The 24827-nt window shown below is 35.5% G+C and carries 28 protein-coding genes, 1 pseudogene and 1 riboswitch; of the genes and pseudogenes, 8 read left to right on the top strand and 21 right to left on the bottom strand.

From position 1 onward, the window contains the following. Nucleotides 1-133: 133 nt before the first annotated feature. Nucleotides 134-574, top strand: coding sequence for a YaiI/YqxD family protein (locus ACZ76X_RS02740; RefSeq protein ID WP_479849445.1), 441 nt, complete (start codon nucleotides 134-136; stop codon nucleotides 572-574). A gap of 86 nt (nucleotides 575-660) precedes the next feature. Here the strand turns inward: ACZ76X_RS02740 and ACZ76X_RS02745 are convergent, their stop codons facing one another. The 6 genes from ACZ76X_RS02745 to ACZ76X_RS02770 all read right to left on the bottom strand — a co-directional run bounded on the left by ACZ76X_RS02745 (nucleotide 661) and on the right by ACZ76X_RS02770 (nucleotide 5665). Next, nucleotides 661-975 carry a DUF3892 domain-containing protein gene (locus tag ACZ76X_RS02745; protein ID WP_479849446.1) on the bottom strand — a complete coding sequence of 105 codons (315 nt, stop codon included), beginning with the start codon at nucleotides 973-975 and terminating at the stop codon, nucleotides 661-663. Nucleotides 976-1360: 385 nt separating this feature from the next. Next, nucleotides 1361-2185: a DUF2785 domain-containing protein gene (locus ACZ76X_RS02750; RefSeq protein WP_479849447.1), complete on the bottom strand. Its 825-nt coding sequence runs from the start codon at nucleotides 2183-2185 to the stop codon at nucleotides 1361-1363. A gap of 127 nt (nucleotides 2186-2312) precedes the next feature. Next, nucleotides 2313-2984: a hypothetical protein gene (locus ACZ76X_RS02755; protein WP_479849448.1), complete on the bottom strand. Its 672-nt coding sequence runs from the start codon at nucleotides 2982-2984 to the stop codon at nucleotides 2313-2315. A gap of 173 nt (nucleotides 2985-3157) precedes the next feature. Then, nucleotides 3158-3901: a metallophosphoesterase family protein gene (locus ACZ76X_RS02760; RefSeq protein WP_479849449.1), complete on the bottom strand. Its 744-nt coding sequence runs from the start codon at nucleotides 3899-3901 to the stop codon at nucleotides 3158-3160. Nucleotides 3902-3914: 13 nt separating this feature from the next. Further along, the gene (locus tag ACZ76X_RS02765) at nucleotides 3915-4853 is read right to left on the bottom strand and encodes an aminoglycoside phosphotransferase family protein (RefSeq protein ID WP_479849450.1); all 939 of its coding nucleotides are present in this window, start codon (nucleotides 4851-4853) and stop codon (nucleotides 3915-3917) included. A gap of 14 nt (nucleotides 4854-4867) precedes the next feature. Continuing rightward, the gene (locus tag ACZ76X_RS02770; RefSeq protein ID WP_479849451.1) at nucleotides 4868-5665 is read right to left on the bottom strand and encodes a VOC family protein; all 798 of its coding nucleotides are present in this window, start codon (nucleotides 5663-5665) and stop codon (nucleotides 4868-4870) included. Nucleotides 5666-5871: 206 nt separating this feature from the next. Here ACZ76X_RS02770 and ACZ76X_RS02775 point away from each other — a divergent pair, with 206 nt between their 5' ends. After that, nucleotides 5872-6774, top strand: a complete 903-nt coding sequence (locus tag ACZ76X_RS02775; RefSeq protein ID WP_479849452.1) for a sulfite exporter TauE/SafE family protein — start codon at nucleotides 5872-5874, stop codon at nucleotides 6772-6774. Between the two features lie 39 nt (nucleotides 6775-6813). Here ACZ76X_RS02775 and ACZ76X_RS02780 read toward each other — a convergent pair whose 3' ends face one another. Further along, on the bottom strand, nucleotides 6814-7263 hold the full coding sequence (locus tag ACZ76X_RS02780; protein WP_479849453.1) for a GNAT family N-acetyltransferase: 450 nt from the start codon (nucleotides 7261-7263) through the stop codon (nucleotides 6814-6816). 322 nt (nucleotides 7264-7585) lie between these two features. Further along, a riboswitch (Lysine riboswitch) is annotated at nucleotides 7586-7778 on the top strand. Between the two features lie 112 nt (nucleotides 7779-7890). Here ACZ76X_RS02780 and ACZ76X_RS02785 point away from each other — a divergent pair. The 3 genes from ACZ76X_RS02785 (at nucleotide 7891) to ACZ76X_RS02795 (ending at nucleotide 10578) form a co-directional block, all read left to right on the top strand. Then, entirely contained in the window at nucleotides 7891-9357 is a 1467-nt protein-coding gene (locus ACZ76X_RS02785; RefSeq protein ID WP_479849454.1) for an amino acid permease, read from the top strand. A 111-nt stretch (nucleotides 9358-9468) separates the two neighbouring features. Further along, on the top strand, nucleotides 9469-9774 hold the full coding sequence (locus ACZ76X_RS02790; RefSeq protein ID WP_479849455.1) for an iron-sulfur cluster biosynthesis family protein: 306 nt from the start codon (nucleotides 9469-9471) through the stop codon (nucleotides 9772-9774). Nucleotides 9775-9807: 33 nt separating this feature from the next. Next, complete coding sequence (locus ACZ76X_RS02795) at nucleotides 9808-10578, top strand: DNA alkylation repair protein (RefSeq protein ID WP_479849456.1); 771 nt, start codon at nucleotides 9808-9810, stop codon at nucleotides 10576-10578. 164 nt (nucleotides 10579-10742) lie between these two features. On the opposite strand, the gene ACZ76X_RS02800 is transcribed toward ACZ76X_RS02795, so the two are convergent. Beyond that, on the bottom strand, nucleotides 10743-11510 hold the full coding sequence (locus ACZ76X_RS02800; RefSeq protein WP_479849457.1) for a MerR family transcriptional regulator: 768 nt from the start codon (nucleotides 11508-11510) through the stop codon (nucleotides 10743-10745). A 342-nt stretch (nucleotides 11511-11852) separates the two neighbouring features. Between ACZ76X_RS02800 and ACZ76X_RS02805 the strand changes: the two genes are divergently transcribed. Next, a complete protein-coding gene (locus ACZ76X_RS02805) occupies nucleotides 11853-12614 on the top strand; it encodes a class I SAM-dependent methyltransferase (protein WP_479849458.1) in 762 nt (253 codons plus the stop codon). 48 nt (nucleotides 12615-12662) lie between these two features. On the opposite strand, the gene ACZ76X_RS02810 is transcribed toward ACZ76X_RS02805, so the two are convergent. The 3 genes from ACZ76X_RS02810 to ACZ76X_RS02820 form a co-directional block, all read right to left on the bottom strand. Continuing rightward, entirely contained in the window at nucleotides 12663-13520 is an 858-nt protein-coding gene (locus ACZ76X_RS02810) for a PhzF family phenazine biosynthesis protein (RefSeq protein ID WP_479849459.1), read from the bottom strand. 47 nt (nucleotides 13521-13567) lie between these two features. After that, the gene (locus ACZ76X_RS02815; RefSeq protein ID WP_479849460.1) at nucleotides 13568-13723 is read right to left on the bottom strand and encodes a hypothetical protein; all 156 of its coding nucleotides are present in this window, start codon (nucleotides 13721-13723) and stop codon (nucleotides 13568-13570) included. A gap of 91 nt (nucleotides 13724-13814) precedes the next feature. Further along, nucleotides 13815-14339, bottom strand: coding sequence for an NUDIX hydrolase (locus ACZ76X_RS02820; protein ID WP_479849461.1), 525 nt, complete (start codon nucleotides 14337-14339; stop codon nucleotides 13815-13817). A 157-nt stretch (nucleotides 14340-14496) separates the two neighbouring features. On the opposite strand from ACZ76X_RS02820, the gene ACZ76X_RS02825 reads away from it, so the two are divergent. Next, a complete protein-coding gene (locus tag ACZ76X_RS02825; protein WP_479849857.1) occupies nucleotides 14497-15120 on the top strand; it encodes a cephalosporin hydroxylase family protein in 624 nt (207 codons plus the stop codon). 35 nt (nucleotides 15121-15155) lie between these two features. Here the strand turns inward: ACZ76X_RS02825 and lepB are convergent, their stop codons facing one another. Both lepB and ACZ76X_RS02835 read right to left on the bottom strand, forming a co-directional pair. Continuing rightward, nucleotides 15156-15677 carry a signal peptidase I gene (gene lepB, locus ACZ76X_RS02830; protein ID WP_479849462.1) on the bottom strand — a complete coding sequence of 174 codons (522 nt, stop codon included), beginning with the start codon at nucleotides 15675-15677 and terminating at the stop codon, nucleotides 15156-15158. A gap of 82 nt (nucleotides 15678-15759) precedes the next feature. Next, nucleotides 15760-17913 (bottom strand): peptidoglycan D,D-transpeptidase FtsI family protein, encoded by a 2154-nt coding sequence (locus ACZ76X_RS02835; protein WP_479849463.1) that lies wholly within the window; start codon nucleotides 17911-17913, stop codon nucleotides 15760-15762. A 279-nt stretch (nucleotides 17914-18192) separates the two neighbouring features. Between ACZ76X_RS02835 and ACZ76X_RS02840 the strand changes: the two genes are divergently transcribed. Beyond that, entirely contained in the window at nucleotides 18193-18771 is a 579-nt protein-coding gene (locus ACZ76X_RS02840; RefSeq protein ID WP_479849464.1) for a hypothetical protein, read from the top strand. A gap of 47 nt (nucleotides 18772-18818) precedes the next feature. Here ACZ76X_RS02840 and ACZ76X_RS02845 read toward each other — a convergent pair whose 3' ends face one another. The 8 genes and pseudogenes from ACZ76X_RS02845 to pxpB all read right to left on the bottom strand — a co-directional run bounded on the left by ACZ76X_RS02845 (nucleotide 18819) and on the right by pxpB (nucleotide 24818). After that, entirely contained in the window at nucleotides 18819-19553 is a 735-nt protein-coding gene (locus tag ACZ76X_RS02845; protein WP_479849465.1) for an NAD-dependent protein deacylase, read from the bottom strand. 80 nt (nucleotides 19554-19633) lie between these two features. After that, nucleotides 19634-19828, bottom strand: a pseudogene (locus ACZ76X_RS02850) (hypothetical protein). Nucleotides 19829-19997: 169 nt separating this feature from the next. Next, nucleotides 19998-20645 (bottom strand): pyroglutamyl-peptidase I, encoded by a 648-nt coding sequence (gene pcp, locus ACZ76X_RS02855; RefSeq protein ID WP_479849466.1) that lies wholly within the window; start codon nucleotides 20643-20645, stop codon nucleotides 19998-20000. 16 nt (nucleotides 20646-20661) lie between these two features. Continuing rightward, nucleotides 20662-21624 (bottom strand): DUF979 domain-containing protein, encoded by a 963-nt coding sequence (locus tag ACZ76X_RS02860; protein ID WP_137035699.1) that lies wholly within the window; start codon nucleotides 21622-21624, stop codon nucleotides 20662-20664. A gap of 1 nt (nucleotide 21625) precedes the next feature. After that, entirely contained in the window at nucleotides 21626-22321 is a 696-nt protein-coding gene (locus ACZ76X_RS02865; protein ID WP_479849858.1) for a DUF969 domain-containing protein, read from the bottom strand. A gap of 23 nt (nucleotides 22322-22344) precedes the next feature. Further along, complete coding sequence (gene pxpA / locus ACZ76X_RS02870) at nucleotides 22345-23106, bottom strand: 5-oxoprolinase subunit PxpA (RefSeq protein ID WP_479849467.1); 762 nt, start codon at nucleotides 23104-23106, stop codon at nucleotides 22345-22347. Between the two features lie 18 nt (nucleotides 23107-23124). Next, the gene (locus tag ACZ76X_RS02875; protein WP_479849468.1) at nucleotides 23125-24114 is read right to left on the bottom strand and encodes a 5-oxoprolinase subunit C family protein; all 990 of its coding nucleotides are present in this window, start codon (nucleotides 24112-24114) and stop codon (nucleotides 23125-23127) included. Further along, nucleotides 24105-24818 carry a 5-oxoprolinase subunit PxpB gene (pxpB, locus tag ACZ76X_RS02880; protein ID WP_479849469.1) on the bottom strand — a complete coding sequence of 238 codons (714 nt, stop codon included), beginning with the start codon at nucleotides 24816-24818 and terminating at the stop codon, nucleotides 24105-24107. The genes ACZ76X_RS02875 and pxpB overlap by 10 nt, the downstream gene beginning before the upstream one ends. Nucleotides 24819-24827 lie beyond the last annotated feature (9 nt).

Consider the following 24827-nt stretch of genomic DNA (forward strand, 5'->3'; position numbering starts at 1 on the left):
CTCAAAATTCAGCTGTAACAAAGAAGTTAGGTAGGAGATTAACTGCCCGTAAATGCCCGATTGGTTCAACTAATAATCAGTGGAGGATGAACCCCTCCACTGATTAAAGTTTCACTTTATAGGAGTGATAAAAATGAAAATTTACGTTGATGCAGATGCTTGTCCTGTAAAAGATGTAATTATTTTTGAGGCTACGAATGCAGAAATCCCTGTAACCCTCGTTACTAGCTTTTCTCATTATTCTAATGCAGAGCAGCCTAAAGGTGTGGAAACAATTTATGTTGATTCCGGAGCAGATGCCGCAGATTACCGCATTATGCAGTTAGCAAAAAAAGAAGATTTAATCGTAACGCAAGATTACGGTCTTGCTTCGCTTGCATTAGCAAAAGGCTGTATCGTTCTACATCATAAAGGCTATAAGTATACGAATGATAACATTGAACAATTGTTACAAACACGATATTTAAGTGCAATGGTTCGAAAAAGTGGTAAACGTACAAAGGGACCGAAACCATTTACAGCAGAAGATAAAGAGAAATTTAGAGCGCTCTTTAAAAGTATGATCGCTCATTAAAGATGAACCTTTTTTTCGCAAGGAAAACTTCACAACACAAAGAAGAGAATATCCAAATGAACATTCTCTTCTTGAGGTTTACCCTTTTAAAATGAAGGTAAATTATCTAAGTTATTTTCTTTTATTCCATCAGGTTCACTACGTATAATATCTCTACCATACTTATGAAATACGTCTACATGAGCTAACTTCCCAGATTTCGCTTCACTAAGAGCAGTCATATAATCTAACTCTCTCCCGCTACTTGTTTTAAACGCAATTAAATCACCATCATCATTTTTACGAACAGCAACAATTTGTTCTGCTCCTGAATAGACTTCATTGTCTACTTCAAATTGAGCTTGCTCTTCTCCTTGATGTAAGTAATCATTATAAACTTTTTCAAAGTCTTTATTGTCCATAACATTCACCTCCAACACATTTTTTAGTATGGTTGGGAGATGTAGGTTTTATGTAATTTTTTATTAACTTAACAAGACTTTACTTCTTAATTTAAGCTAAATTTAAGTGTTAATATTTCCCTGAAAACTTTATAATTTATTATATCGAGACGAAATATAAAAGGGAGAATGATTCAGGTGAATATAAATATTAATCGTTTAACTGATATTTGTTTAGAGTTTCAGCAATCTAGATTTTATGTTACTAGAATCCCTAAAGATTTCTTATCAATTGCCCAAAACAACTAAAAAACCGATTATTTTTGTAGAGAGCCTACAGGTATAATCGGTTTTTTAATCTTATTCTTTTCTTACATACTTATTCATAATGGCATCTAGTGATTTTTTAATACCTACGCAAACCCTTCAAAGTCTCCAATATATCATCTGTAAAGGCTGTACTACCTTCTGTCTCTAAAACTCTGAAATAAAAACTTCTTAAGAAAGTTCTAATATTTTGTACTAAAATAGCATGCTGCGGATGTCGGATGTCTTCAACAGTTGCTATACTATGTAACCAGTTGCTCCACTCTTCTTCAGTTAAAAGATTTTGGTTACGTAAAGACATAATCGGCTTTACTAATCTCTCATCTTCAAAGTGCACATACACGTAATCACTTAATCGAACCTTCTGACGAACAGCAGCTAATATTGCATATGAAAACTCACGATTTTGTATTGTACGTGCTAAAGCATCGAGCGCATCTGCTGCATGTGCAGTAGAGTGTGCCCAGCCTTTCCCTTCTACGTAACCCCTTACATCTTCTTCTAAATATACATATTCCAGTACTTGTTCTGCCACACTGTACAGCTGTTCTTCCGATAACAACGGCTCTCTTTCATGAACAGATAAAATAAGTGGCGGGATTAATACAGAGAACGCACGTTTAAATACAGAATCTGTTCCCTTTTCACCAATTTTATAAAATAAATAATCAGGGCTAATTGCTTGTAGCATTAATCCTCGTAATTCTTTTTGTCTAAACACATCATTTGTAATCCATTTATAAAGCGTACTATAAATTAAATCATCACGTAATTCAGCATCAGGTGATCCGATATAATCTAGCATCCACTGCGCATATGGATATGCATCTACGTCTTCTGGTACAGCATAATTATTATTTTTAATTTGTAGTAGTTCTTCTTTTAGCTCTAGTACTTCATTCATTCTATTCCTGTCCCCTTTTTACGTTTTTTTATTGCCTTATCCCCCGTTTTTACTTTCTAAAGTTAATTTAATTATACGAGAATTATAACTATAAATAAAAGGCTATACATATAATTTTGATTATGTATTACTTTCGCTCTTGAAATATAACTTCTGGATTTGCTAAATCACTATTCCGAAATACAACATCCGCACACTCTTTCGGATTATGCTCTTCTATATACATCTTACAAGCCGCATGATATCTGTTTAAAAACATTTTCGCAGCTTCTTCATAACTTCCAAAAGCCTCAGTCTCGCGCTTTGCACCACGTTTTCTCGCAATCTCAAAATCTGTATCTACAAAGATCTTGTAATCAAATAAATACTCAATGTCTTTTTTCAATAGAAACGTTCCATCTACTATTAGCACCATATTAGGTTGAGCCAATAACAGCTCATTATGTACAGGCATATCCGTTATTAAGTTATGAGAAATCGTTTCATATTGTAAATTCCCGTTAGGTGCTAAAGGCTTTAATAACCTTTCTTTGAAAGCTGTATAATCGTGTGCATCTTCGTAATACCCTCTTGCTGATTCTTTGCCCTGTGCATAGCGAATCGCTCTCGGATGATGAAAATCATCAATACTGGCACGTGTTACTCGTAATCCTCGTTTTTTTATTTCTTCCGCTAGTTCATTTGCAAATGTTGTTTTTCCCGAAGCTATAATACCACTTACTCCAACTCTTTTTGGATGAGTTAAGTTTAATTTTAAAATGTGATCTGCAATTTCTTTGATTCGTTGTTTTCGGTTCATGGTATTCCTCCTCACAATTAGTTTACATAACATTATTATGAGTAATATTTTATATCACTATTTGTCGGTAAGTCGATATCCCTTGTCGAATCGTCGATATATCGAAAAAATCGTTGATATATTTTAAGTTACGATAGATATATTTGAAAAATCGTTGATATGTTATGATTGGCTTACTTTCCCTTAAACCCTCGATATAAAGCAGTCCGTAATTCTTGTTTGTATTCTTCAATTTCTGGCATATCGAGTTCTTCTGCTAGTCTGATAGCTAATTCAATATCATACGGTACACGTACGAGTTGAATGGAAAAGCTCGCTGCTTCTTTTTCATTGTACGTTCCTTCAAATATTAAATAGGAAGCTTGTGTAATTTCAAGTGGATTGCCTACGCTACCAGCATTACATAACGTTTTCCCTCTGAAGTTTTGAACGAATGCTTGGTGAACGTCACCGTAGCAAACGACATCTGGTTTTCTTTCCCCTTCTATATTTTCCGTCAAATCACTATTTTCGAACATACTAACACGCTCTTCTCTTGAAGCGTGCGGTTGAATTCTTTCATATAAACTCCTTGGTGAAGCGTGGAACATACGAATCAGTTTGCCACTCATATAAAATTCGATTGAGAATGGTAAGCTTCTTAAATAGTCATTTTGTTCTTCCGATAGTTGTTTTTGATGCCATTTTAACGCCTCAAATTCAGTCGGTTTTGTAATAAAATCATCCCAGTTCCCCATTACAACTACTTCACATTCTTTACGAATGATTTCAATTACTTCGCTAGAATGAGGGCCTTTTCCAACTAAATCTCCAAGACAAATAATGCGTTTAATTCCTCTTACTTTAATGTCTTTCAGTACAGAATCTAATGCCGGAATATTACCGTGAATATCCGAAATTACTGCTATTTTATCCATATGAATCCCTCCATTACTTACAGTTTATTATATCCTTATGTTGTGATTGATACCATTTTGGAATATAAGATGAAAAATGATTATGATCTTCTAAAATTCCGTTCAATCTTTCTTTCATATCCTCTACTAAATGGGGCGTGCTTCGGTTTGTCCATACAATATCCGCTGGGAATGTCATTGCTGCATATAAGGAGTACAGTTGCCAAAAATGAAGTGACGGTTCTCCCCCGCAATAACCATGAACTTGTCCAACTGCAAATGGTTTGCTTATTCTTGTAGTAAAAATCGCTACGTTATAAAAATCATGTACTGAATCGCCAAAATCATATCCACTAAAATCGATAACGATAAATTCCTTATTATGAATCATACTATTTGCTGGATGGAAATCATCGTGTAAAAAGGTGATTGGACGATTTTTCAATAATTGTTTATGCTCCTCTACAAATCTTAAAACTGGCTTCAAATCAAGGAAGTCTATTTTATAGTTTGCTAACGCTTCTACGTATCTTTCGTATTTATTCCATCGAACCGTTTCCCATTTATTACTTGCACTTTCTTTTTTAATTGAATGAATCCTCTTTAATACTTCCCCTGCTTTTCTTCCCGCATAATACTGTTCTTTCACCGATAGCTTCCCTAAACCTTCTTCACCATTTACACCTTGGATCCATTCAAATACCTGAATACATTTATTTAATTCCTCAAGTTTTATAAAATGAATTAATTTCGGGGTTGGAATATGTAATAACTCTAATTGTTTCATATACGTATATTCTTCTTGTTTTCGTTTAAAATGAACAGCATCACATACTTTTATAAAATATGTTTCTCTGCTTTCTAATTCTATTTTATATTTCTCTTCATGTGAAAAACCTTTTGAAATAGATGTACACTTTACAATACGAGGCCATTCAAGCTTTTTCTCTATCTCTCTAAGCATTTCCTTCACAACGTTCACCTCTATCAATATATGTACAAACTACCTAACACTTCATGCTCTCGTTTATCTTCTCCTTTAAACTCCACTGCAAATGGATATTCGCCATGATTCTTTATGTATTCTTGCACTAGACCTTCTCCAACCGGTTCACAAAACTGGACTTGAATGTCACCAAATGATACACTTTGACACTCGGCATTCCATTCTTCATTTTTCATGACTGGACTTGCAGTTAGCTCCATGACTGCTTTCCATTTCCGTACTGTTTCTTGAACATTTTTTACTGCGTAATGAATCGTTTCAATTTGTTGTACTTTGTTTTTATGTTCAGTGATCGTCCCAATGTTACGTAAATCGTTTCTTCTTTCTTCGTCCGTTTCATTCCACTGTATGAAGAAAGGTAATTTCGGTCCATTCTCTTCTTGCTTTACAAATAACATTTTCCATTCTAAAAGGCGACCATCTTCCCTCATACGTTTTCCTTCAAATGGTCCTATCGTATGTAAACCGTGCTTACTAAACTTAACTGCTAGTTCTTCAATGGTATCTGTTCGAATTGCGATTTGCAGCATGCCTTCTCCAGCTTGTAATTTCACTACTGTTTCTTGTACTAATGGATTGTCTGCTTTCTTCGCTTTTTCTTCATGCTGTACTGCTAAAAATTCTATATAGGATAAATCAAAATAACATAAACTATTCCAAGTGCCCCAAGTAGTATGCTCTCCACCTATTGCAGTATGGAATCCATGCGCCTGCATTTGTTTTGCTGCTTCCTCCGGTGTACCATGTACTGCGTGTACGAGATGATCAAATCGTAACATGTCTTTCTCCCCTTTCTCTCCATCCTTTTATTGTATATTTTATTTTTCTTTCATTCAATTCAAAAAACTTTAAAACCTAGTTGATTTATACGATTAATGTGTATTATAATAAAACAAATTTCATTATTGCTGATTGGAAAAACCAAAGGCACTTTTCTCACACGGGAAAAGTGTCTTTTTCATTTATTATTACAGGGGGATTATTTATGCAGAAATTAATTGTCTTTGCTATTATTGGATTTTTCGCTCAATTGATTGATGGAGCACTTGGAATGGCATACGGGGTAACATCTACCTCACTATTATTAATGTTTGGTATCGCACCGGCCGTAGCTTCCGCATCTGTTCATTTAGCTGAAGTCGTTACAACAGCCGCTTCTGGTGCATCTCATCTCAAATTTGGAAATGTTGATAAATATACCGTTTCCAGACTTACATTGCCAGGAGCAATTGGCGCATTTGTTGGGGCATGTTTTTTAAGCAATTTACCTGGTGATATAATTAAACCGTACATTTCCGTATTTTTATTTACTTTAGGGGTTTATATTTTATTACGATTCATCATTCAAAAACAAATTGTTACTTCAAATAAACGTATGTCTGCTAAACAGCTTGTTCCGCTTGGCTTATTCGCTGGATTCGTTGATTCAACTGGTGGTGGTGGCTGGGGTCCGATTACGACACCTGTACTTTTAGCAAGAGGAAATGAAGCTAGAAAGGTTATCGGATCTGTAGATACGAGTGAGTTTCCTGTTTCACTCGCTGCAACAATCGGCTTTTTCATTTCACTTGGCTGGGAACAAGTAAGTTGGGTTTGGGTATTTTCTCTTATGCTCGGTGGTATCGTAGCGGCACCAATCGCTGCATGGCTAGTGCGCATCGTTCCTTCTCATTTACTTGGCGTATTAGTTGGTGGCCTTATAATCTTTACAAACATTCGTACACTGCTTACTACATTTAAAGTGGATCCAACTATTATTTCACTTTCTTACGTGGCAGTTGGTCTTGTCGTTATTATTTCTATTTTCATTGCTGTTCGCAATCATTCCAATCGTTCTAACGCGCCGACAGCCGGATATCCGAATGATCAAAAACAAATGCTACCATAACGATAAAAATACCGCTCGATATACGTCGAGCGGTATTTTTTATTTTTCTATTTTCCAATGAATCATCGTTTCTGTAGTGCCAGTTCTCTTCATATGTAATTTCTCTAATACACGAATCGAGCTTTCATTTTCAAGAAGTGTCTCCGCAATAATTATTTCTACCTCTCCTGTTTGAAAAGCCCAATTTATTAATTCTCTTACGGCTTCTGTCGCATACCCTTTATTCCAATATTTCTCAATAAATCCGTAACCAATTTCTACTGTATGTTCCTCATTTGGTTTTCCTTTAAATCCTATATCACCTAGAACGATGTCATCTTCTTTACGAATGACATGCCACGCCCCCCACGGTAATAAAGCCTTATTTTGTTTTACATTTTCTACATGCCCTACAATATGTGGACCACTATTATATCCTTGCTCGTTAGCAACGCGAATACTCTCTTCTGTACACGGTACTATATAGAGCCTTTCTGTTTCTAATTTCATATTGATTTCCCCTTTTTTGATTCAACGTTTCTCTAATTATATCAAAAAATATAACCTTATTATAAATGTCGAATTATATTTTCTGAATTTTCTTTTATTTTTGAAGGGTTTTTCGATATTTTTTGCGAAACATTTGTATAACAATTTCTTTCTTTATTTTTTGTTACATAACAGTAGGTTCGGGTGGAGTTTTGCAAGCGTTTCCTATACAATAACCGATATTTTTTGACTTTTCCTAACAAAATATCTTGCAATATATTCAGAAACTCATTACAATTGCCATATATTAAAAATCTTAGCAATATATAAATCCTCATCAATCCGATGAGGTAGAGGTTGCGACTTTTAAGAGTAAGACGGACGAGACACAGGGAATGTCACCAACTCCGTTTGAAAGGAAAAGTCGCCGAAGTTTATATTTCTTCTCTGGAAATATGAGCTGGGGCTGTCTCCGAAAGGAACAGAACTGTCACGTTTACAAAATTACCGTGTAAACGTGGGGTGCTATCTTAACGGAAGGGTATGATGGGGTGGTTATTTGTGAAACGTTCCGCCAAATTCCTTTGGCGGTTTTTTGTATTTTTCTCCCCCGCTCCTTCCTATCTTACAAGAAAAGGAGTGTTGAACATGAATAGCGCAACGAATCAAGCTACCTCTAAAACGCAAGCTACAAAAGAAACAGGTGAATTAAGACGCGGTCTAAAATCTAGGCACCTTACAATGATTTCTCTCGGCGGTACAATTGGTACCGGATTATTTCTTGCCAGCGGTGGTGTCATCCATTCAGCTGGACCTGGTGGCGCATTAATTGCATACGCCGCAATTGGGATTATGGTTTACTTTTTAATGACAAGCTTAGCTGAACTCGCAGCTTACATGCCTGTTACCGGTTCTTTTAGCACGTACGCAACAAAATTTGTTGATCCATCACTTGGCTTTGCACTCGGATGGAACTATTGGTATAACTGGGCCATTACAATTGCTGCTGAACTAGCGGCTGTAACATTAATTATGAAATTTTGGTTCCCTGATACCCCTTCTCTTATTTGGAGCGGATTATGTTTAGCTATTATTTTCCTTTTAAACTACTTATCTGTTAAAGGGTTTGGTGAATCTGAATATTGGTTCGCACTTATTAAAGTCGTTACTATTATTATCTTTTTAATTGTCGGCTTCATGATGATTTTTGGAATTATGGGCGGTGAAACTGTTGGCTTCAAAAACTTCACTGTTGCAGATGCTCCATTTAACGGCGGCATCATGGCAATTATCGGTGTGTTTATGGCAGCTGGTTTCTCCTTCCAAGGTACTGAATTGTTAGGAGTTGCTGCTGGTGAAACTTCTGATCCAGAGCGTAATATTCCGAAAGCGATTCGTTCCATCTTTTGGCGTATTCTTTTATTCTATATTCTTGCGATTCTCGTTATCGGTTTATTAATTCCTTATACAACTGAAAGCCTTGCTGCAAGCGATGTAACAGTAAGTCCATTTACACTTATTTTTGAAAAAGCGGGCGTTGCCTTTGCTGCTTCTGTTATGAACGCTGTTATTTTAACGGCAGTACTATCTGCTGGTAACTCTGGTATGTATGCATCAACTCGTATGCTTTGGGATTTAGCTCGCCAAGGTAAAGCACCAAAATTCTTAGGCAAATTAGATAGCCGCGGTGTACCTGTTAACGCATTAATCGTAACGTCAATTGTCGGTAGTATCGCTTTCATTGCTTCTTTATTCGGTGACGGTGTTGTATACATTTGGTTATTAAACGCATCTGGAATGTCTGGCTTTATCGCATGGGTTGGAATCGCAATTAGTCATTACCGTTTCCGTAAAGCATATATCGCACAAGGCAAAGATTTAAAAGACTTACCATATAGAGCAAAATGGTTCCCATTCGGTCCAATCTTCGCATTTACACTTTGTATCATCGTAATTTTAGGACAAAACTACGGCGCATTTATGGGTGAATCAATCGACTGGAACGGCGTACTCGTTTCTTACATCGGTTTACCACTCTTCTTAGTACTATGGTTAGGATATAAATTTACGAAGAAAACGAAAGTGATTCCACTTGATAAATGTGAACTAAAATAAAGTGAAACGAGCAAACAAATTGTTTGCTCGTTTTTATTCCAATGCTTCTCCCTTCCCTATTGCTCCTGTTTTTGCAATAATAAAGGAAATATAAATAAAGGTTGGGATACGATGAACATTCGCATTACTGATGAAGCAAAAGCAGCTATACATAGATTAGAACGTGAAGACAAAAAGATTATTCGCATTAGAGGGACAATGACAAACTCTTGTAGTATTTTCGTTGATGTTGATTTAATTTGGGATACATATGTTGCAGATGATGTTGTATATGAAGATGCTAATTTTACCGTACAAATGGATTCATTTACGAAAGACTACACTGGTGATACGGTGAAACTTGATTATAAGACGACTGGTTTTAGTATTACGACTCCGAGTGAGACTTTGGTTTATGGGTTGTCGATAAAAAAATAAAAATTGTTTTCAACTGACCACTGAGGTGAAAAAATGGCTAAATATGTTCCGTTAAAATTTTTATTTAATGAAGAATTAGCAGAAAAAATGGCTGATTCTATTTGTAAACACGATCCTAATTTCCCTAAAAGAAACTTTGTTTCTTCCGTAACATGTAAAGTTGAAAATTTAGAGTTAAAGCAGCGGATTGAAGTAATAGCAGATGAATTACATCATACATTACAAAAAGATTTTAATGCAGCAATACATATTTTACTGAAAACATTGGGACCAGAAAACACAACAGAAGTAGGGACATTTACAAACGGATATATGTACATGCCTATTGCAAGATACGTTGAAAAATATGGGCTTAACGATTTTGAATCCTCATTTAACGCCATGTATGAAATAACAAAAAGGAATACTGCTGAATATGCCATTCGGCCTTTTCTTGAAACATACCATGAAGACACACTACACATATTACAACAGTGGATTCATGACGAAAATAGCCACATTAGGAGATTAGTTTCCGAAGGCACAAGGCCAAGACTTCCTTGGGCTAAAAAAATGGGAGCTCTAAAAGGTGACTTTAAGAACAATTTACAGCTTCTTGAACCATTAATGAATGATCCTTCTAAATATGTCCAAAAATCAGTAGCCAATCATATGAACGATATTACGAAAGAAGATCAAGAACTCGTTTTTCAATGGTTGCAGCAGTTACGTGATAAACAGCATCCAGTTAATCCTTGGATTATAAAACATGGGTTACGAACGGTTATTAAAAATGGTAATTTGCCAAAAGATTTTTCTTTTTGAGTATTTTAAATAAAAACGCGTATGCTTCAAAAATAAAGCATACGCATTTCTTTTAAATACAGCAATAACAAACGTTTTTTCCAACATTCCCCTTCTTCAATGAAAGGTCTATAGCATTATTTCGATAAAGCTAAACCACCTACCATTGCTCATAAAATCTATCCCTATTCCATTTCTACTTGCTTCATATAATATTCCATCGCTTCATTAAGCCATTTTTGTTCATCTTCTGTGAAAGGCGAAGGTATCATATTTTCAAGTTCTTGCATATCCAGTTCTTCCACACTAGTATTAGCTAATTTTTGTATCAAATCTTCACTAAGAAATGAAAAAGACTCTTCTATATATTCCTTAATCATCTCTTGTACTTTCGAATCCTCGACTGGTTTACCATATAATTGTTTAACCTTTTTAGACAATTGAATAAACGTTTTATCCAAGGCAATTTTATCTTCTTCTGATTTCTTTGATATTTTTTCCACGATATCCGTTAACTTATGGCGTTCCGTCCATTCTTTGTGTGTATGTTCAGTATTCATACTGTAAATAAGACTAAATAATACAGTACTATCTACCTCTTCTTCCTCTTCGACTAACTTCATTACTCTTTTAATTGCTTGCATTGATTGCTCAATTTGTTCTTGTTCTCTTTCTAACACTTGCAAATGGAGAGACAAGCTTTCATTCAGATCAACGCTAAAGCTTGATTCATGTAACAAATTAGCGACTTTATCTAGACTATAGCCTAGAAATTTTAAACTTATAATTTTTTGTAAGGTTATAATATCTTGATACTTGTAAATGCGGTGCCCTGAAGAAGGATTCTTTTCTGGTTGTAACAATCCAATTTCATCATAGTAATGCAAAGTAGGAATTGGTATGCCCGTTTTTTTCGAGAATTCTCCAATAGAAAACTTTTTATCCGTATTCATGTAAATCCCCCTATTAAAAGTATAAATTCATTATAAAACCTAAAGTAACTAGAGGTTCAAGAGGATAATTCAAGAAAATTCAAAAATGTTAAAATGCATGTAATCAATACGTATTGCACTATTTCATTTAATGGCCCAATTATTGCAGAGCATAACCTTCCCTCACAAATTCAAAGGACTTTCACTTACTTATCCCGAATATATAAATAACCATTCTCACAAGGAGCGAATGTATATGAATCTATTCGAACACGAAACGTAAAACCGTTCCACTTTAATAAGAGGTCCTCCTTTTTTCTTTTCTCATCATATCATTTACTTACAAAATAGGAGGATACAATTATGAAACGTGATCCATTATTTTTAACTTTATTAGAAAGTGCTAATACAAATTTTAGCGGTTGGGATTTTTCTTTCATTTCAGAAACGGATCGAATGAAGAGCGAACCTTTATCGTGGTCGTACGGCAGCACCGCTTTCCAGCTTATGCAGCATGCAGAATCAATGCTCGATATGGGTACTGGCGGCGGAGAGTTTTTATCTATGTTACAACCGTTCCCATCAACTATTTATGCTACTGAGGGGTACACGCCAAACGTGCCAATTGCTCGGAAGAAATTAGAACCTTTAGGGGTTACAGTTGTAGAGGTAACAGATGATACTGCTTTACCATTTCAAGATGGTCAGTTTGATTTAATCATAAATCAACATGAATCATACGCTGCCTCTGAGGTAAACAGAATCCTTTCTCCAAATGGGATTTTCCTTACCCAACAAGTTGGTGGTCTCGATTGTGCGGAACTTAATGAGCAATTTAACGCACCACTGAATAACGAATTTGCAAGTTGGTCGCTCGAAGCGGCATGTAGTGAGTTAAAAGAAAATGGATTTACTATTTTAGAAGAAAAAGAAGAGTTCCCTTTTCAACGCTTTTACGACATTGGTGCGATTGTCTATTATTTAAAAGCGATTCCGTGGCAAATTCCTAATTTTACTGTCGAAAGGTATTATGAGGAATTATATCGTATACATGAAGTCATCTTACAAAAAGGTTATTTTGATGTGAAGCAACATCGTTTTCTGATTAAGGCGATTCGCAGTTAATCATGGAGCATATAAAAAAGAGATGGATCTACCATCTCTTTTTTATTTTCACTCAATATTTTCTACAGTTAAATACTTCGTTTCACAGTAATAGCCTTTGCCGCCAACATAAACCTTTTCTATTTTATTCTTGCTATCGGTTGCTAATTTAACTAATATTTCAGAAGGCGAGTGTAAAGAATAACCTTGTTCAAATACATAGACTTCTTTTTGTAAGTAGTGCTGTTCATAAAGATAGCAAGCTAATGCACCGTTTGAAGTTCCTGTCGCTGCTTCTTCATTAATATCGTATAGTGGAGCAAAGTTTCTGCATATTATTCGATTGTCATTAAAAGTATATAGATGCATCCCGACAACATTATAATCCTTGCTGATTTCTTTCATTTTTTCAAAATTAGGTTGCAGTGTATGTAATTGTGTTTCGCTTTTTATAGGAATTAAAATATCTTTTAAACCCGTAGAGACAATTTGAATTGGGTATGTATTATCTATATCTTTAATGTCAAAGCAGTCGATAAACTCATTTGGAGGTATAACATCATAAAATATTGGTTCGTTTTGTTCCATGAATATGGTGTCATCTTTTATGGTAATAGTCAGAACACCGCTGTTTGTTTCAATCGTATAGCGATTCTTGAAAAGTTTATTTACATGCATCAGTATCGCGAACGAGCCAATTGTGGCATGTCCACATAAATCAACTTCTTCTTTTGGTGTAAAATACTCAAATTTATAATCAGCAATTTCAGATTCTGATATAAATGCGGTTTCCGCATAGCCCAGTTGTTTGGCTATTTCCATTTTTTGAGTAGTGGTCAATGTATCCTCCATAAATACCACTCCAGCTTTATTTCCGCCTTTATGATCCTTGCTAAATGCACTTGCAACATAAACAGATATTTTCATATGACACCTTCCTTCCTCACTTATAGTAAATTGTAGCATATAACGTACTACGTATATATATTGTTGGGTAAATTCTCCATGAAATAAGAGGCAAACTCTGCTTTTTGAATGTCTTTCAGTTCTTTATCACTTTTAGAACAAGCTACAAAAAGGAACATCATACATATAACGATGATGCCTAATGAAATATACTTCCGAAACATATCATCACCTCGCATATATAACATAAAAATGCTGATTGCTCTATTAAAATAATCTCTACTAGATTATAAGAGTGATTATTTTTATACTTTTCTATTGAGAAACAAATTGCTTTTCATACCTTTTGTTCACGTCATCTTCCGTCAAACATGCAGTTGTGTAATAAATAATATTCCGGTTATCATATGTGAATATATGTTCTAACTTATTTTCTTCATTTAATATTACTGGTAAGTATTTTTGTAAATTGCTAACCACACCTCTATTTTCACAATTTAATATCCAATCAATTTCTTTCCATTGTAATAATCCTTCCGCCGTACTTAATGGTGTGTCCATATGCACTCCATGTGGTAAATCAGCAAGGAATACATACATTCCCTCACCATCCCAAGACTCGTCTTTATCTTTAAAAATAACATTCCCTTTATATGTTACACTTGGAAGCTCTATTCCTGTTTCCTCAAGCGTTTCTCGAATAACTCCTTCGTACGGCGTTTCATTCTCTTCTATTTTTCCTCCGACACCATTCCACATTCCCATGTTTGGCTTTTTATTTCTATTTAATAACAGTATTTTATCGCGTTTTCTAATAAAACAAATGGTGTACTTGTACATACGATCATTTCCTTTCATTTTCATATAAGTTATTTGGCTTATTTTCAAGTAAAAACACTCGCCTTACAATTCCTTACCACATAGTATATAGTACAACTTTCATGCGTAAACACTTTACGTCAAACGAAAGAATCTTTTATAGAAAGGAGAATTTAAAATCGATAATATAAGCAATGAATTTCTAAACCAATATTACGATAGCCTTGTGTGGTTAAAAGATACACACTGGCTCGGGGTTCCAATCTGTAAACTTCCCTCTGACCTTTTTTTGTACCAAGAAATCATTCACGAATTAAAGCCCGATTTAATTATTGAATGCGGGACATTTCATGGTGGTAGTGCACTGTATTTAGCTTCTATGTTAGATTTAATTGGAAAAGGTCATGTACTTACTATTGATATAACTCCGCAGCCAAATCGGCCATCACATAATCGGATTACGTATTTAACAGCTTCTTCTGTTTCTGTACAGGCCGTCCAAACCATTTTAAGTATGCGCAAACCTGATGATGTGATTTTAGTTATTTTAGATTCTGATCATAGTAAAGAGCATGTCTCAAAAGAGCTTTTACTTTATAAATCTATCGTCACTACTGGAAGTTATATGATTGTAGAAGATACCTCTATTAATGGAAATCCGCTTCTTCCCGGTTGGGGACCTGGCCCGATGGAAGCTGTGGATGAGTTTTTAACTAAAAACAATAACTTCATAATCGACGAGTCTAAACATAAATTTTTCATATCATTCAATCCAAAAGGTTTTTTAAAGAAAATAAAGTGAAACTTTAATAAGTGGGGGTTTTGTTCATCCCCCACTTATTCTATGATTTTCATTTTTGAAAAAGGATAATACACAAATTCCACCTTGCCGATTATATTATCTTCTTCAATATATCCTAAGCCATTGCGACTATCCCTACTCACTTCACGGTTATCTCCCATGACAAATAACTTATTTGGCGGGATTTTTGTCTTCTGAAAGTTATAAAACACTTGCGTATTATTGAATAAATCTTTATTTGTATACGGTTCTTCTTGTTTTTTATCATTTACATATACAGATCCATTCGTTATGTTAATTACGTCACCAGGAAGTCCTATTACTCGTTTTACATAATATTTCGACTCATCCTCTTCTTTTATAATGACAATTTCTCCGTGCTCTAAATTAGAAAAATGTACTGCTGCTTTATTTACAAATACGTAGTCTTCTTCATATAAAGTTGGTTGCATCGATTTCCCTTCCACTTTACATAAAGTAAAAGAATGATAGGCTATTACCAAAACAAACACGAAGAGTATGTATTTCCCCCAGCCTCTTTTAATCTCCTGTTTCATATCCATTCCCACCTTATTTAAACGCTTTTCAACTCAAAAAATATATCACTGCACAATAAGTTTCTGTGCAGTGATACTATTTTTACTGGGCCTTGTTCGGCTGTTCTACTGGGACTGGATTTCCACCCGCTCTTTTCGCTTTCAATTCAAAATATGAATCCAAAATCTCTTTACCAATCGCGGAATTAATTCCTGATTTGTCATCATTTACCCAAGGTACAACAACTGAAAAAGCAACTTCCGGATCAGCATCATATGGTGCATAACCGGCAAGAGTTAAATTATAACATTTTTTTCGGTTATTGTTTTCATCTCTTCCAATATCACTTTCTCCCCCATATACGGTTTCAGCTGTTCCTGTTTTTCCAGCTGGTTTATACGGTAATCCTTTAAACGTTCCAGTACCTGTCCCGTCATTCTCCTGAAAAACTCTTCTAAATCCTTCTTTTACATGATTAATGTAAGAAGTGTCCATATCCACTCGATTTAAAATAACTGGTTCAATAGAGCGTATAACTTTTCCAACATCCTCTGGTCTATGTGGTTGTTCTCTCACTTCTTGTACAATTTGCGGTTTCATTCGGTAACCGCCGTTTGCAATTGTTGACATATATTGAGCAAGTTGAAGCGGCGTATATGTATCGTACTGTCCAATCGCATAATCAAGTAAAAAACCAGGTATGTTATCTGTTCTACCCATTTGACCAATCGATTCATTCGGCAAGTCAATTCCAGTCGGTACACCTAAGCCAAACTGTCTAAAGTAGTAGCGCATTTTATTAAATGTCTCTTTCTTGATATCTAGCGGATTATTTGGTACATAGTTTATACCTGCCATTTTTAATGCTGTATTAAACATATAGACGTTTGATGAAACTTGTAAAGCTCTTAAATCATCAATATCTCCAAAGTCTTTCCACGATTTCTTTGGCTTAGTACTTCCTTTAAAGTACATTGGGGCATCGAAGAAATGCGTATACGGCTTAATTGTTTCAGTTTGATATCCAGCTAATAACGTAGCCCCTTTCACTGTTGATCCTAACTCATAAGAACTTGTCATCGTTCCTAACGCAAAGTCTTCTATTTGCATGCCACCATCTTTATTTACAATCTTCTTCCCAGCCATTGATAAAATTTGCCCGTTTTTCGGGTTCATCATTACGACGAACGCACGATCCATCATCGGCTCTGCAGAATGAAATGCTCGTAAATTCTTTTCAAGACTTTGCTCTACTTTTTTCTGTAACTCCATATCCACTGTTAACATTAAATTATTTCCACTTTTTCCTTCAGTTACTTTTTCTGTTCGAATAATATTCCCTGCTTTATCCGTAATATTTCTAGACTGTTCTTTCGTTCCATGTAATGCATCTTCGTACTGTTTCTCGATGTAGCTCTTACCAATACGGTCATTTCGGTTATAATCACGCACTAAATAATAATCTAACTGTTCTCTTGGCAAGCCCTCATTTTCAGTAGAAACGCTACCAAGGATAGAACGAAGTATTTTATCATTTGGGTATTCACGTTCCCAGTCCACTGTCGTATCCACTCCTGGCAAATTCGCCAATCTTTCACTTACGACTGCATATTCATTTTGACTTACATCTTTTTTAACGATTTGCGGCGTCATTTTATATCCCGCATTCATCTTACTTTTAATTGCTAGTACTTCTAGATCCTCTTTTGAAAGTTCGCTTAATTCTTCTTGCGTAATCCTTTCCCTGCGTAACTCTTCTACTCTTTTATCTAATTCTTTCCCTTCTATCTCTTGCTTCCTAAATGTATTCTCATCTTCTTTTGTCACTTTTGCAGCTGCTCGCTTTTCATTTAACTGCATCCAAAAATCTTTTTTATCTGTTTCTGTCAACTTATCTATATCTTCTTGTGACATTTCTATTAACTGAGCTAACTGTCTTGCTACTTGTAAAACTTCTTTCGAATCTACTCCTTTCATTTTCGTATATGTAACGGTTCGTAGCGGTTTGTTATTTACAATCACTTGACCTTGCCGATCAAACATTTTCCCTCTAGGAACAGGAGTGCTTACCGTTACATCTTCCTTTTTGTTCACTTCATTTCTATACGTTTCTCCATCAATGATTTGTACTTTACCTAATTGAATTATAATAGCTGAAAATAAAAGAAAGACGATAAAAAATAGTACATTTAATCGAAAAGGAATATGAGTCTTTTTCTTTTTCGATTGTTTCTTCTGCTCCTTTTTCTGTCTCATTTCGCTCCCTCGCTTCATTCTATTAACATTTCTACATAGAACCATTATGTATCAAATTTATTTATATGATATATATAGAATTTTATATTAATTACAAAAGAAATAAAAGATTTAATTTTCAGTTTTTTAATTTTACATCCTATTTATTACCATTCCCTTAATTCTTCATAGCATGAATTTTTTTCTGAAAGAATGAGTGTATACAATTGTTTTTTCATATCATTCATTTACATTTCTCTGTATACTAACAATAAAAGACATTACTAAGGAGAAAATGAAATGACAGATTCATTCACAATTCATACTAATACGTCATATTGTTTAAACTTTATGATTTATATTCAAAACATTTATCTCAACCAACAAGAGAATAGAGAAAATTTGCGGTTTCCTTACATAGCAAGACAATTAAATTTCTCTACTGATTTTGAAGATCATTTCAAAGATTTATGGCATACACTTCGTAAACAAATTCCTAACGACCGATATGATTTACAAATTTTTTATGAGGAAAATAATATCTTTTACGAGAAGCTTTTTGACAATCAGTTATGTAATGAGGAATCCTTTAAAGAGATACTATATAGTTTTAAAGTATGGTGGACTAGCATAGTAGGCCAGCATTCATTAGAATGGTCTGTAAGTGAATATAGTACACAACTTTATAATGACTTAGTTTTATACTTAAAACAAAACGAAATAGAACCTTTACAACAACTACACATTAGCTTACTTTATGACGATTGCGTATTCGCTAAAGAAAACATTTCTTCCTATTCTGCTATTTTGCCAACCAAAGCCTTTTTTATAGGTTATAGAGATGTGGTTGCGACATTATTGAAATGTTTTAAACAGTGATTACTCAAATAAAAAACTGAGGTGGACACCTCAGTTTTTCCGATAACTTATTTCATTGAAGATAACCCTTCAACAAACTCACCAATCTTATTTTGAAAAACAAAGTCAAAGTTATATTCTTGTCCTGTTAACTCTTCATTTACTAAAATTGTTGTTGCCCCGATTTCCCTCTTTGCGATTTGTGGGAATGAAGCGACGGGTTGTACTTTTAATGATGTTCCCATAACGATAAGTACATCTGTTTCATATAAACGTGTTATCGCATTTTGATATTGCGGCAATGTATCACCGTATAAAACAACATCTGGATTTAAAATAAAATTACACTTCTGACAACGAGGCACTTCATGATCAATCATATACTGCAAATCATATCCCGCTTTACACTTCGGACAATGTGCTGTTTGAAGTGTTCCATGTAAATCAATGACATGCTTACTACCACCTAGTTGATGTAAACCGTCAATATTTTGCGTTAAAATCGTAATATCTTTCCCTTGTTCTTCTAATTCAGCTAAAAAGCGATGCCCACGATTTGGTTTATATTGATGGAACGTATTAATTTGAAAGATTTCTTTATAATGCTTCCAAAATTCTTTCGGACTTCTATTATAATATCCTCTTGATAAATACATCTCCACATTCGCATCAGCATACAATCCATTTGCTGAACGGAAATCTGGAATACCACTTTCCGTACTTGCTCCTGCGCCTGTTAACACTGTAATTTTCTTCGCTTTTTCTAAAATTGAACGTACTTCTTCAAATTGCACAAAAATCACCTCTATGTATTTTCCTATACTTATTATACCAGTTGTTTATAGGAGGTGTTGTCTTTGTATAAAGAACTCTTTAAACTTCCTTATTTTATATAGTTTTTCTTGATGATATCTTTTGCATTATTATACAGGAATACAAGGAAGATAACCGCTAGGATACCGTTTACCCAGTAATATGTATTTCCAGAAGTAAACCTATTATAAAAGGATTGAGCATTATAATATCATAGCCCCGCTGCAAGCACAGTAGAGAATACTAACATACCAAAACTTTTCAAGATATCCACCCCTAATTTCCAAACTTCCAATTTTCACAATAATTATACCTGAAAATGGGCGAATTTAAAATATGCAATGTACCCAATCATTATCAAGTTAACGATATACCCTTCTTCCAAACAAAAATAACAACTACATACGCACTTCGGTACTATCTCAGAATCTTACTTAATGTGTCGTACCCCCAATTTCCACAATATCGACCTCAACTGTCGTCGTTACCTCTACTGCCAATTCTATCCCTTTACTAATCGTAGGAAGTGACATACTCGCTTTACCTGGATAGTTACTCGCTTGCTCTGGTAAAAACGGAATATGAATAAATCCGCCTTTCATTTTCTTATCCTGTTTCTCTAGTTCATGCATGAGACCGTAGAATAAATGATTACAAACGAATGTACCTGCTGATTGTGACACAGAAGCTGGTATCCCTTCTTCTTGTAGCTTTTTTACAATTGCTTTCATCGGAAGTGTAGACCAATAGGCAGTTGGTCCTTCTTCTACAACTGCTACATCTACGGGCTGATTCCCTTCATTGTCAGCAATTCTCGCGTCATCAACGTTAATCGCGACACGCTCTATCGTAATATCTGGTCTGCCCCCCGCTTGTCCGATACATATAATCATTTCAGGGTTTAGTTCTTCTATATACTCTTTTAATACGCTGATTGATTTTTGGAATACAGTTGGTACTTGTTTACTAATAATCTTATATTCTCCGATTGTTTTTTCATGCAAACTTTTTGCGACTTCCCAAGCTGGATTGATGCTTTCTCCGCCAAACGGATCGAATCCTGTTAATAATACTGTTTTCATAGTTTTTCCCTCCTAATTAAAAACGATATACGAGGCCGTACATAATAAACATATTTATGATAAAGATTGAAAGAGCAATTGGTACTTGCGCTTTAATAACTGCATTTTTATCTTTTAGTTCTAATAGCATCGCCGGAACGATATTAAAGTTTGCTGCCATTGGAGTAAGCAATGTTCCGCAGTATCCAGCAAACATGCCAAGTGCCGCCATAATTGCCGGATTTCCTCCATGCATTTGTACAATTAAAGGTAAACCAATTCCGCCAGTAATAACGGCAAACGCTGCGAATGCATTTCCCATTACAACTGTGAAAAGCATCATGCCTAAACAATATGCCATTACAGCAACAAACGGATACTCTGTCGGTAATACTTGTCCAACTAAATCAGAAACGACTTGTCCAACGCCAGACTTCGCGAAAATACCGCCAAGTGCTGCTAACATTTGTGGTAAAATAACAGCCCAGCCGACAGCTTGTAATAGTCTGCTTCCCTCTTGAACAGGCGTTGTTATTTTCGATTTTGTAATACGCATCGCCGCAACGAATGCAAGTAATGCCCCAAGCGCTAATGCAACTAATGTTACTTTATCTGGATCAACAAGAGAAACATTTCCCCATTTGATTTTCCCTAACGTTAACGTACCAATAATTGTAAAAATAGGGATTAATAGTGCAGGCATAAAAATTTTATTTTTTAATTTCTCCGCATGTTTCACACGCTCTTGTACTGGTACTTCTTTCTCCTCTGATTTTGTTACTTTATTTAATGAAGCTAACACGACCATAGCGAGCACGATACAGCCAACATAAAACGAAGGGATTACATTTCCGAATAAAAATGTAACTGAAAATAACGCCCAAAATAAGCTAGAACCAAATCGATTTGGATGTTCACGATCAAATGCAATACGAACGGCGATAAAGGCAACAATTATACCTAATACGTAATAAATTGTATCCATTGTGATGATATTCATTTTATATTGCCTCCTTCTTTTCTTTTTCTTTTGATGTCATCGTTTTTGCTATATATTTATCAAATCTTCTAAATCTGATCCAGCTTACGATAAGCGCTGATATTGCAGTTGGAATACCCCAAAGCGCCATATCCCACACACCGACATGCATACCTACCGAATCGAAGAATCCTTTCATTAATAAAATCGCACCAGTCGCGATAAATATATCCTCTCCGAAAAACCATGCTGTATTTTCCGCCGCTGCTGCATTTGCTTTAATTTTTTCTCTTAACTTTTCAGGTAACTTACCATATTTACCTTGCGCGGCCCCTTCTGCCATTGGTGCAACGAGTGGTCTTACTGTTTGTGCATGACCACCAATATTCAGTCCAAGTGCTGCTGATGATTCTCTTATCGTAAAATATGACATTAATACTCTTCCAGTTGTTGCGCCTTTTGATTTCGTTATAAGTGCTTCTGCTCTTTCTTTTAAACCGTAACGCTCTAAAATTCCGATGACCGGTAAAGTTAATATAATTGGCATAGACATATATCTATTTTCTATGAAAAATTTACCGAACATGCTAATGACATCATAAAAGCTTAATCCTGAAACCATACCAGTAACAATACCTGCAACCATAACTACTAAAAGTGTATTTAATCTAAATAAAAAGCCCACCGCAACAAGTAATATCCCGATTAATTTCACCAATTCCAACACTTCCCCTCATATTTTTACTTCGGTGCACAAATAGAAATGCCATTAAGTTCGAATGTTCTGTATATTCTCTTCGCAAATTGCACTGCTTTCTCTCCATCACCATGTAAACAGATTGTTTTCGCGTGAACTGCTACTTTCTCTCCGTTCACTGCGTTTACGTAGCCTTCTTTCACCATTTGAAGCACTTGCTTTATCGCTTCGTCTTCATTTTTTATAAGTGCATTCTCTTCCGTACGGCTCGTTAATGTCCCATCTTGCTTATACGTACGATCTGCAAAAGCTTCTTGTACGAGAGTTATATTATATTTTTCCGCAGCCTGTATAAATGCCTCGCTATTTGCTAATCCGTAAAGTATTAGATTTGGATTGCTATGATAAATTGCCTTCGTAATTGCATCTGCAATTTCCGGATTAGTCGCCGCCATATTATATAGAGCACCGTGCGGTTTCACATGATGCATCTTCCCGCCAGCTGCTTTCACAAAAGCATCTAATGCACCGGTTTGATACAATACATAGTCGTAAACTTCACTTGCTGAAACGTTCATATTTCTTCTTCCAAATCCAATTAAATCAGGAAAACCAGGATGCGCGCCAATTGCTACGTTGTGCTGCAGTGCCTTTTCGACCGTTTTCCTCATTACAGTCGGATCTCCCGCATGAAAACCACAAGCAATGTTTATAGAGGAAACGAACGGAAGAATTTCATCATCATTCCCCATTTTATAAGCTCCAAAACTTTCTCCTAAATCACAGTTTAAATCGATTGTCGTCACGATGTTACCCTCCTAATGTCAGCTTCGTAAAGCGATGAATTTCTTTAATAGATTTATATTTACTTCTTGTTCTATATACAATTGTTCCGCTTCTTCCAACGTAATTTTCTCAAATGAAACATAGTCCCCTGGTTTTAACTGAGCAAGAAGAGGTAAATCTACTGAAATGATATTTCCCATTCTCGGATATCCGCCCGTCGTTTGCCTATCTGCCATTAATATAATTGGCTGTCCGCCATTCGGCACTTGAATGGTCCCAAATGTAACAGGACTCGATAAAATCTCTTTTTCTTCCACTCTATTTAAAACTTCTCCTTCAACTCTATAGCCCATACGATCAGCGTAATTAGATACTTTATACTCTTTCGTAAAAAATGCCTTTTTACTTTCTTCTGTAAATTGATCATATTCAAAATTAGTTATGACGCGAAGCTTAGGATATTTCTTATACTTTGGCCTTATGCTGCTGCTAATTGCCCAGTTTATTTTGATTTGCTCTCTCTTTTGTAAGTCTTGAATAAAACGACTCGCCATTTCTGTCTGCGTACCAATTTGAAAATAATCTCCTTTTTTCAGCATTCTCCCTTCCATACCACCAATCGCTGCACGTATGTAAGTACTTTTGCTGCCCATTATGCGATCAATCTGTATACCACCTGCAAAAGTTACATATGCTCTGCAACCACTTTTCACTTTTCCGAAGCAAAGCATGCTACCTTCTTCTGCTAAAATGGGACGCCACAATGGAATACGTTTCCCATTCAGTAACGGTTCCATATCAGCTCCGCCAATCGCAAGTAAAGTCGTTTTCTTTATTAACAATTTAGGTCCCATAATTGTCATTTCGAGTCCCGCTTCATTCTCTTCATTACCGACTAACATATTAATTATCCGAAGTGCACTTTGATCCATGGCCCCGCCAACTGGTACACCGTATTGTTGATAATGAGTTCGCCCTAAATCTTGGACTGTTGTAAACATCCCTGCATGCAAAACTTCTACATCCATTCTTTGGCCCCCTCAAGTGATACGTACTCTTCCTTCGTTATTGGGATAAATCTTAAGTACATACCGCTTTGAATATATGTTGGTGTTTCTTCTTCCGGATTAAATAAGGAGATTGGTGTTCGGCCAATAATATTCCATCCACCCGGTGTTTCAAGCGGATATATACCTGTTTGATTTCCGCCAATCCCTACCGAACCAGCAGGTATTTGTAACCGTGGTGTTTCTTTTCTAGGTGTTTCTAGTTCTTTTGATAGTCCTCCTAAATACGGGAACCCTGGTGTAAAACCTAACATATACACAAAATATGTCGTTTCACTATGTATGCGAATGACATCCTCCACTCGTAATCCTCTATCATGCGCGACCTCTTCCAAATCAGGTCCATATTCTCCTCCGTAGCAAACAGGTATAGAAAGATGTTTCACACCTTGATGTAATTCTTCTTGATACGAATTACAAAGCTCCTGTATATACCGGCAAACGTAATGATATGATCCTTCACTTCTCGCATTTCGCTTCCATACTTCGTATACATTGTAGTAGACCGCTAACGAGGTGAAAGATGGTACACACTCAACCATTCCTGTAAACGGATGCCGCCCTAACGCTTGAAACAATCGCTGCACTTTTTCGTATGTATCCATACCAATTTCTTCACCAAATGTAACAATAATTGCTTGATCCCCTAACGCAGAAAATTTCATCCCACTCCC

This window comes from Bacillus sp. BC05(2025), from assembly GCF_056725905.1.

Coding starts and splice junctions, on each gene's coding strand:
- ACZ76X_RS02740 (WP_479849445.1), top strand. CDS start 134: ATGAAAATTTACGTTGATGCAGATGCTTGTCCTGTAAAAGATGTAATT.
- ACZ76X_RS02745 (WP_479849446.1), bottom strand. CDS start 975: ATGGACAATAAAGACTTTGAAAAAGTTTATAATGATTACTTACATCAA.
- ACZ76X_RS02750 (WP_479849447.1), bottom strand. CDS start 2,185: ATGAATGAAGTACTAGAGCTAAAAGAAGAACTACTACAAATTAAAAAT.
- ACZ76X_RS02755 (WP_479849448.1), bottom strand. CDS start 2,984: ATGAACCGAAAACAACGAATCAAAGAAATTGCAGATCACATTTTAAAA.
- ACZ76X_RS02760 (WP_479849449.1), bottom strand. CDS start 3,901: ATGGATAAAATAGCAGTAATTTCGGATATTCACGGTAATATTCCGGCA.
- ACZ76X_RS02770 (WP_479849451.1), bottom strand. CDS start 5,665: ATGTTACGATTTGATCATCTCGTACACGCAGTACATGGTACACCGGAG.
- ACZ76X_RS02775 (WP_479849452.1), top strand. CDS start 5,872: ATGCAGAAATTAATTGTCTTTGCTATTATTGGATTTTTCGCTCAATTG.
- ACZ76X_RS02780 (WP_479849453.1), bottom strand. CDS start 7,263: ATGAAATTAGAAACAGAAAGGCTCTATATAGTACCGTGTACAGAAGAG.
- ACZ76X_RS02785 (WP_479849454.1), top strand. CDS start 7,891: ATGAATAGCGCAACGAATCAAGCTACCTCTAAAACGCAAGCTACAAAA.
- ACZ76X_RS02790 (WP_479849455.1), top strand. CDS start 9,469: ATGAACATTCGCATTACTGATGAAGCAAAAGCAGCTATACATAGATTA.
- ACZ76X_RS02795 (WP_479849456.1), top strand. CDS start 9,808: ATGGCTAAATATGTTCCGTTAAAATTTTTATTTAATGAAGAATTAGCA.
- ACZ76X_RS02800 (WP_479849457.1), bottom strand. CDS start 11,510: ATGAATACGGATAAAAAGTTTTCTATTGGAGAATTCTCGAAAAAAACG.
- ACZ76X_RS02805 (WP_479849458.1), top strand. CDS start 11,853: ATGAAACGTGATCCATTATTTTTAACTTTATTAGAAAGTGCTAATACA.
- ACZ76X_RS02810 (WP_479849459.1), bottom strand. CDS start 13,520: ATGAAAATATCTGTTTATGTTGCAAGTGCATTTAGCAAGGATCATAAA.
- ACZ76X_RS02815 (WP_479849460.1), bottom strand. CDS start 13,723: ATGTTTCGGAAGTATATTTCATTAGGCATCATCGTTATATGTATGATG.
- ACZ76X_RS02820 (WP_479849461.1), bottom strand. CDS start 14,339: ATGTACAAGTACACCATTTGTTTTATTAGAAAACGCGATAAAATACTG.
- lepB (WP_479849462.1), bottom strand. CDS start 15,677: ATGAAACAGGAGATTAAAAGAGGCTGGGGGAAATACATACTCTTCGTG.
- ACZ76X_RS02835 (WP_479849463.1), bottom strand. CDS start 17,913: ATGAGACAGAAAAAGGAGCAGAAGAAACAATCGAAAAAGAAAAAGACT.
- ACZ76X_RS02840 (WP_479849464.1), top strand. CDS start 18,193: ATGACAGATTCATTCACAATTCATACTAATACGTCATATTGTTTAAAC.
- pcp (WP_479849466.1), bottom strand. CDS start 20,645: ATGAAAACAGTATTATTAACAGGATTCGATCCGTTTGGCGGAGAAAGC.
- ACZ76X_RS02860 (WP_137035699.1), bottom strand. CDS start 21,624: ATGAATATCATCACAATGGATACAATTTATTACGTATTAGGTATAATT.
- ACZ76X_RS02875 (WP_479849468.1), bottom strand. CDS start 24,114: ATGGATGTAGAAGTTTTGCATGCAGGGATGTTTACAACAGTCCAAGAT.
- pxpB (WP_479849469.1), bottom strand. CDS start 24,818: ATGAAATTTTCTGCGTTAGGGGATCAAGCAATTATTGTTACATTTGGT.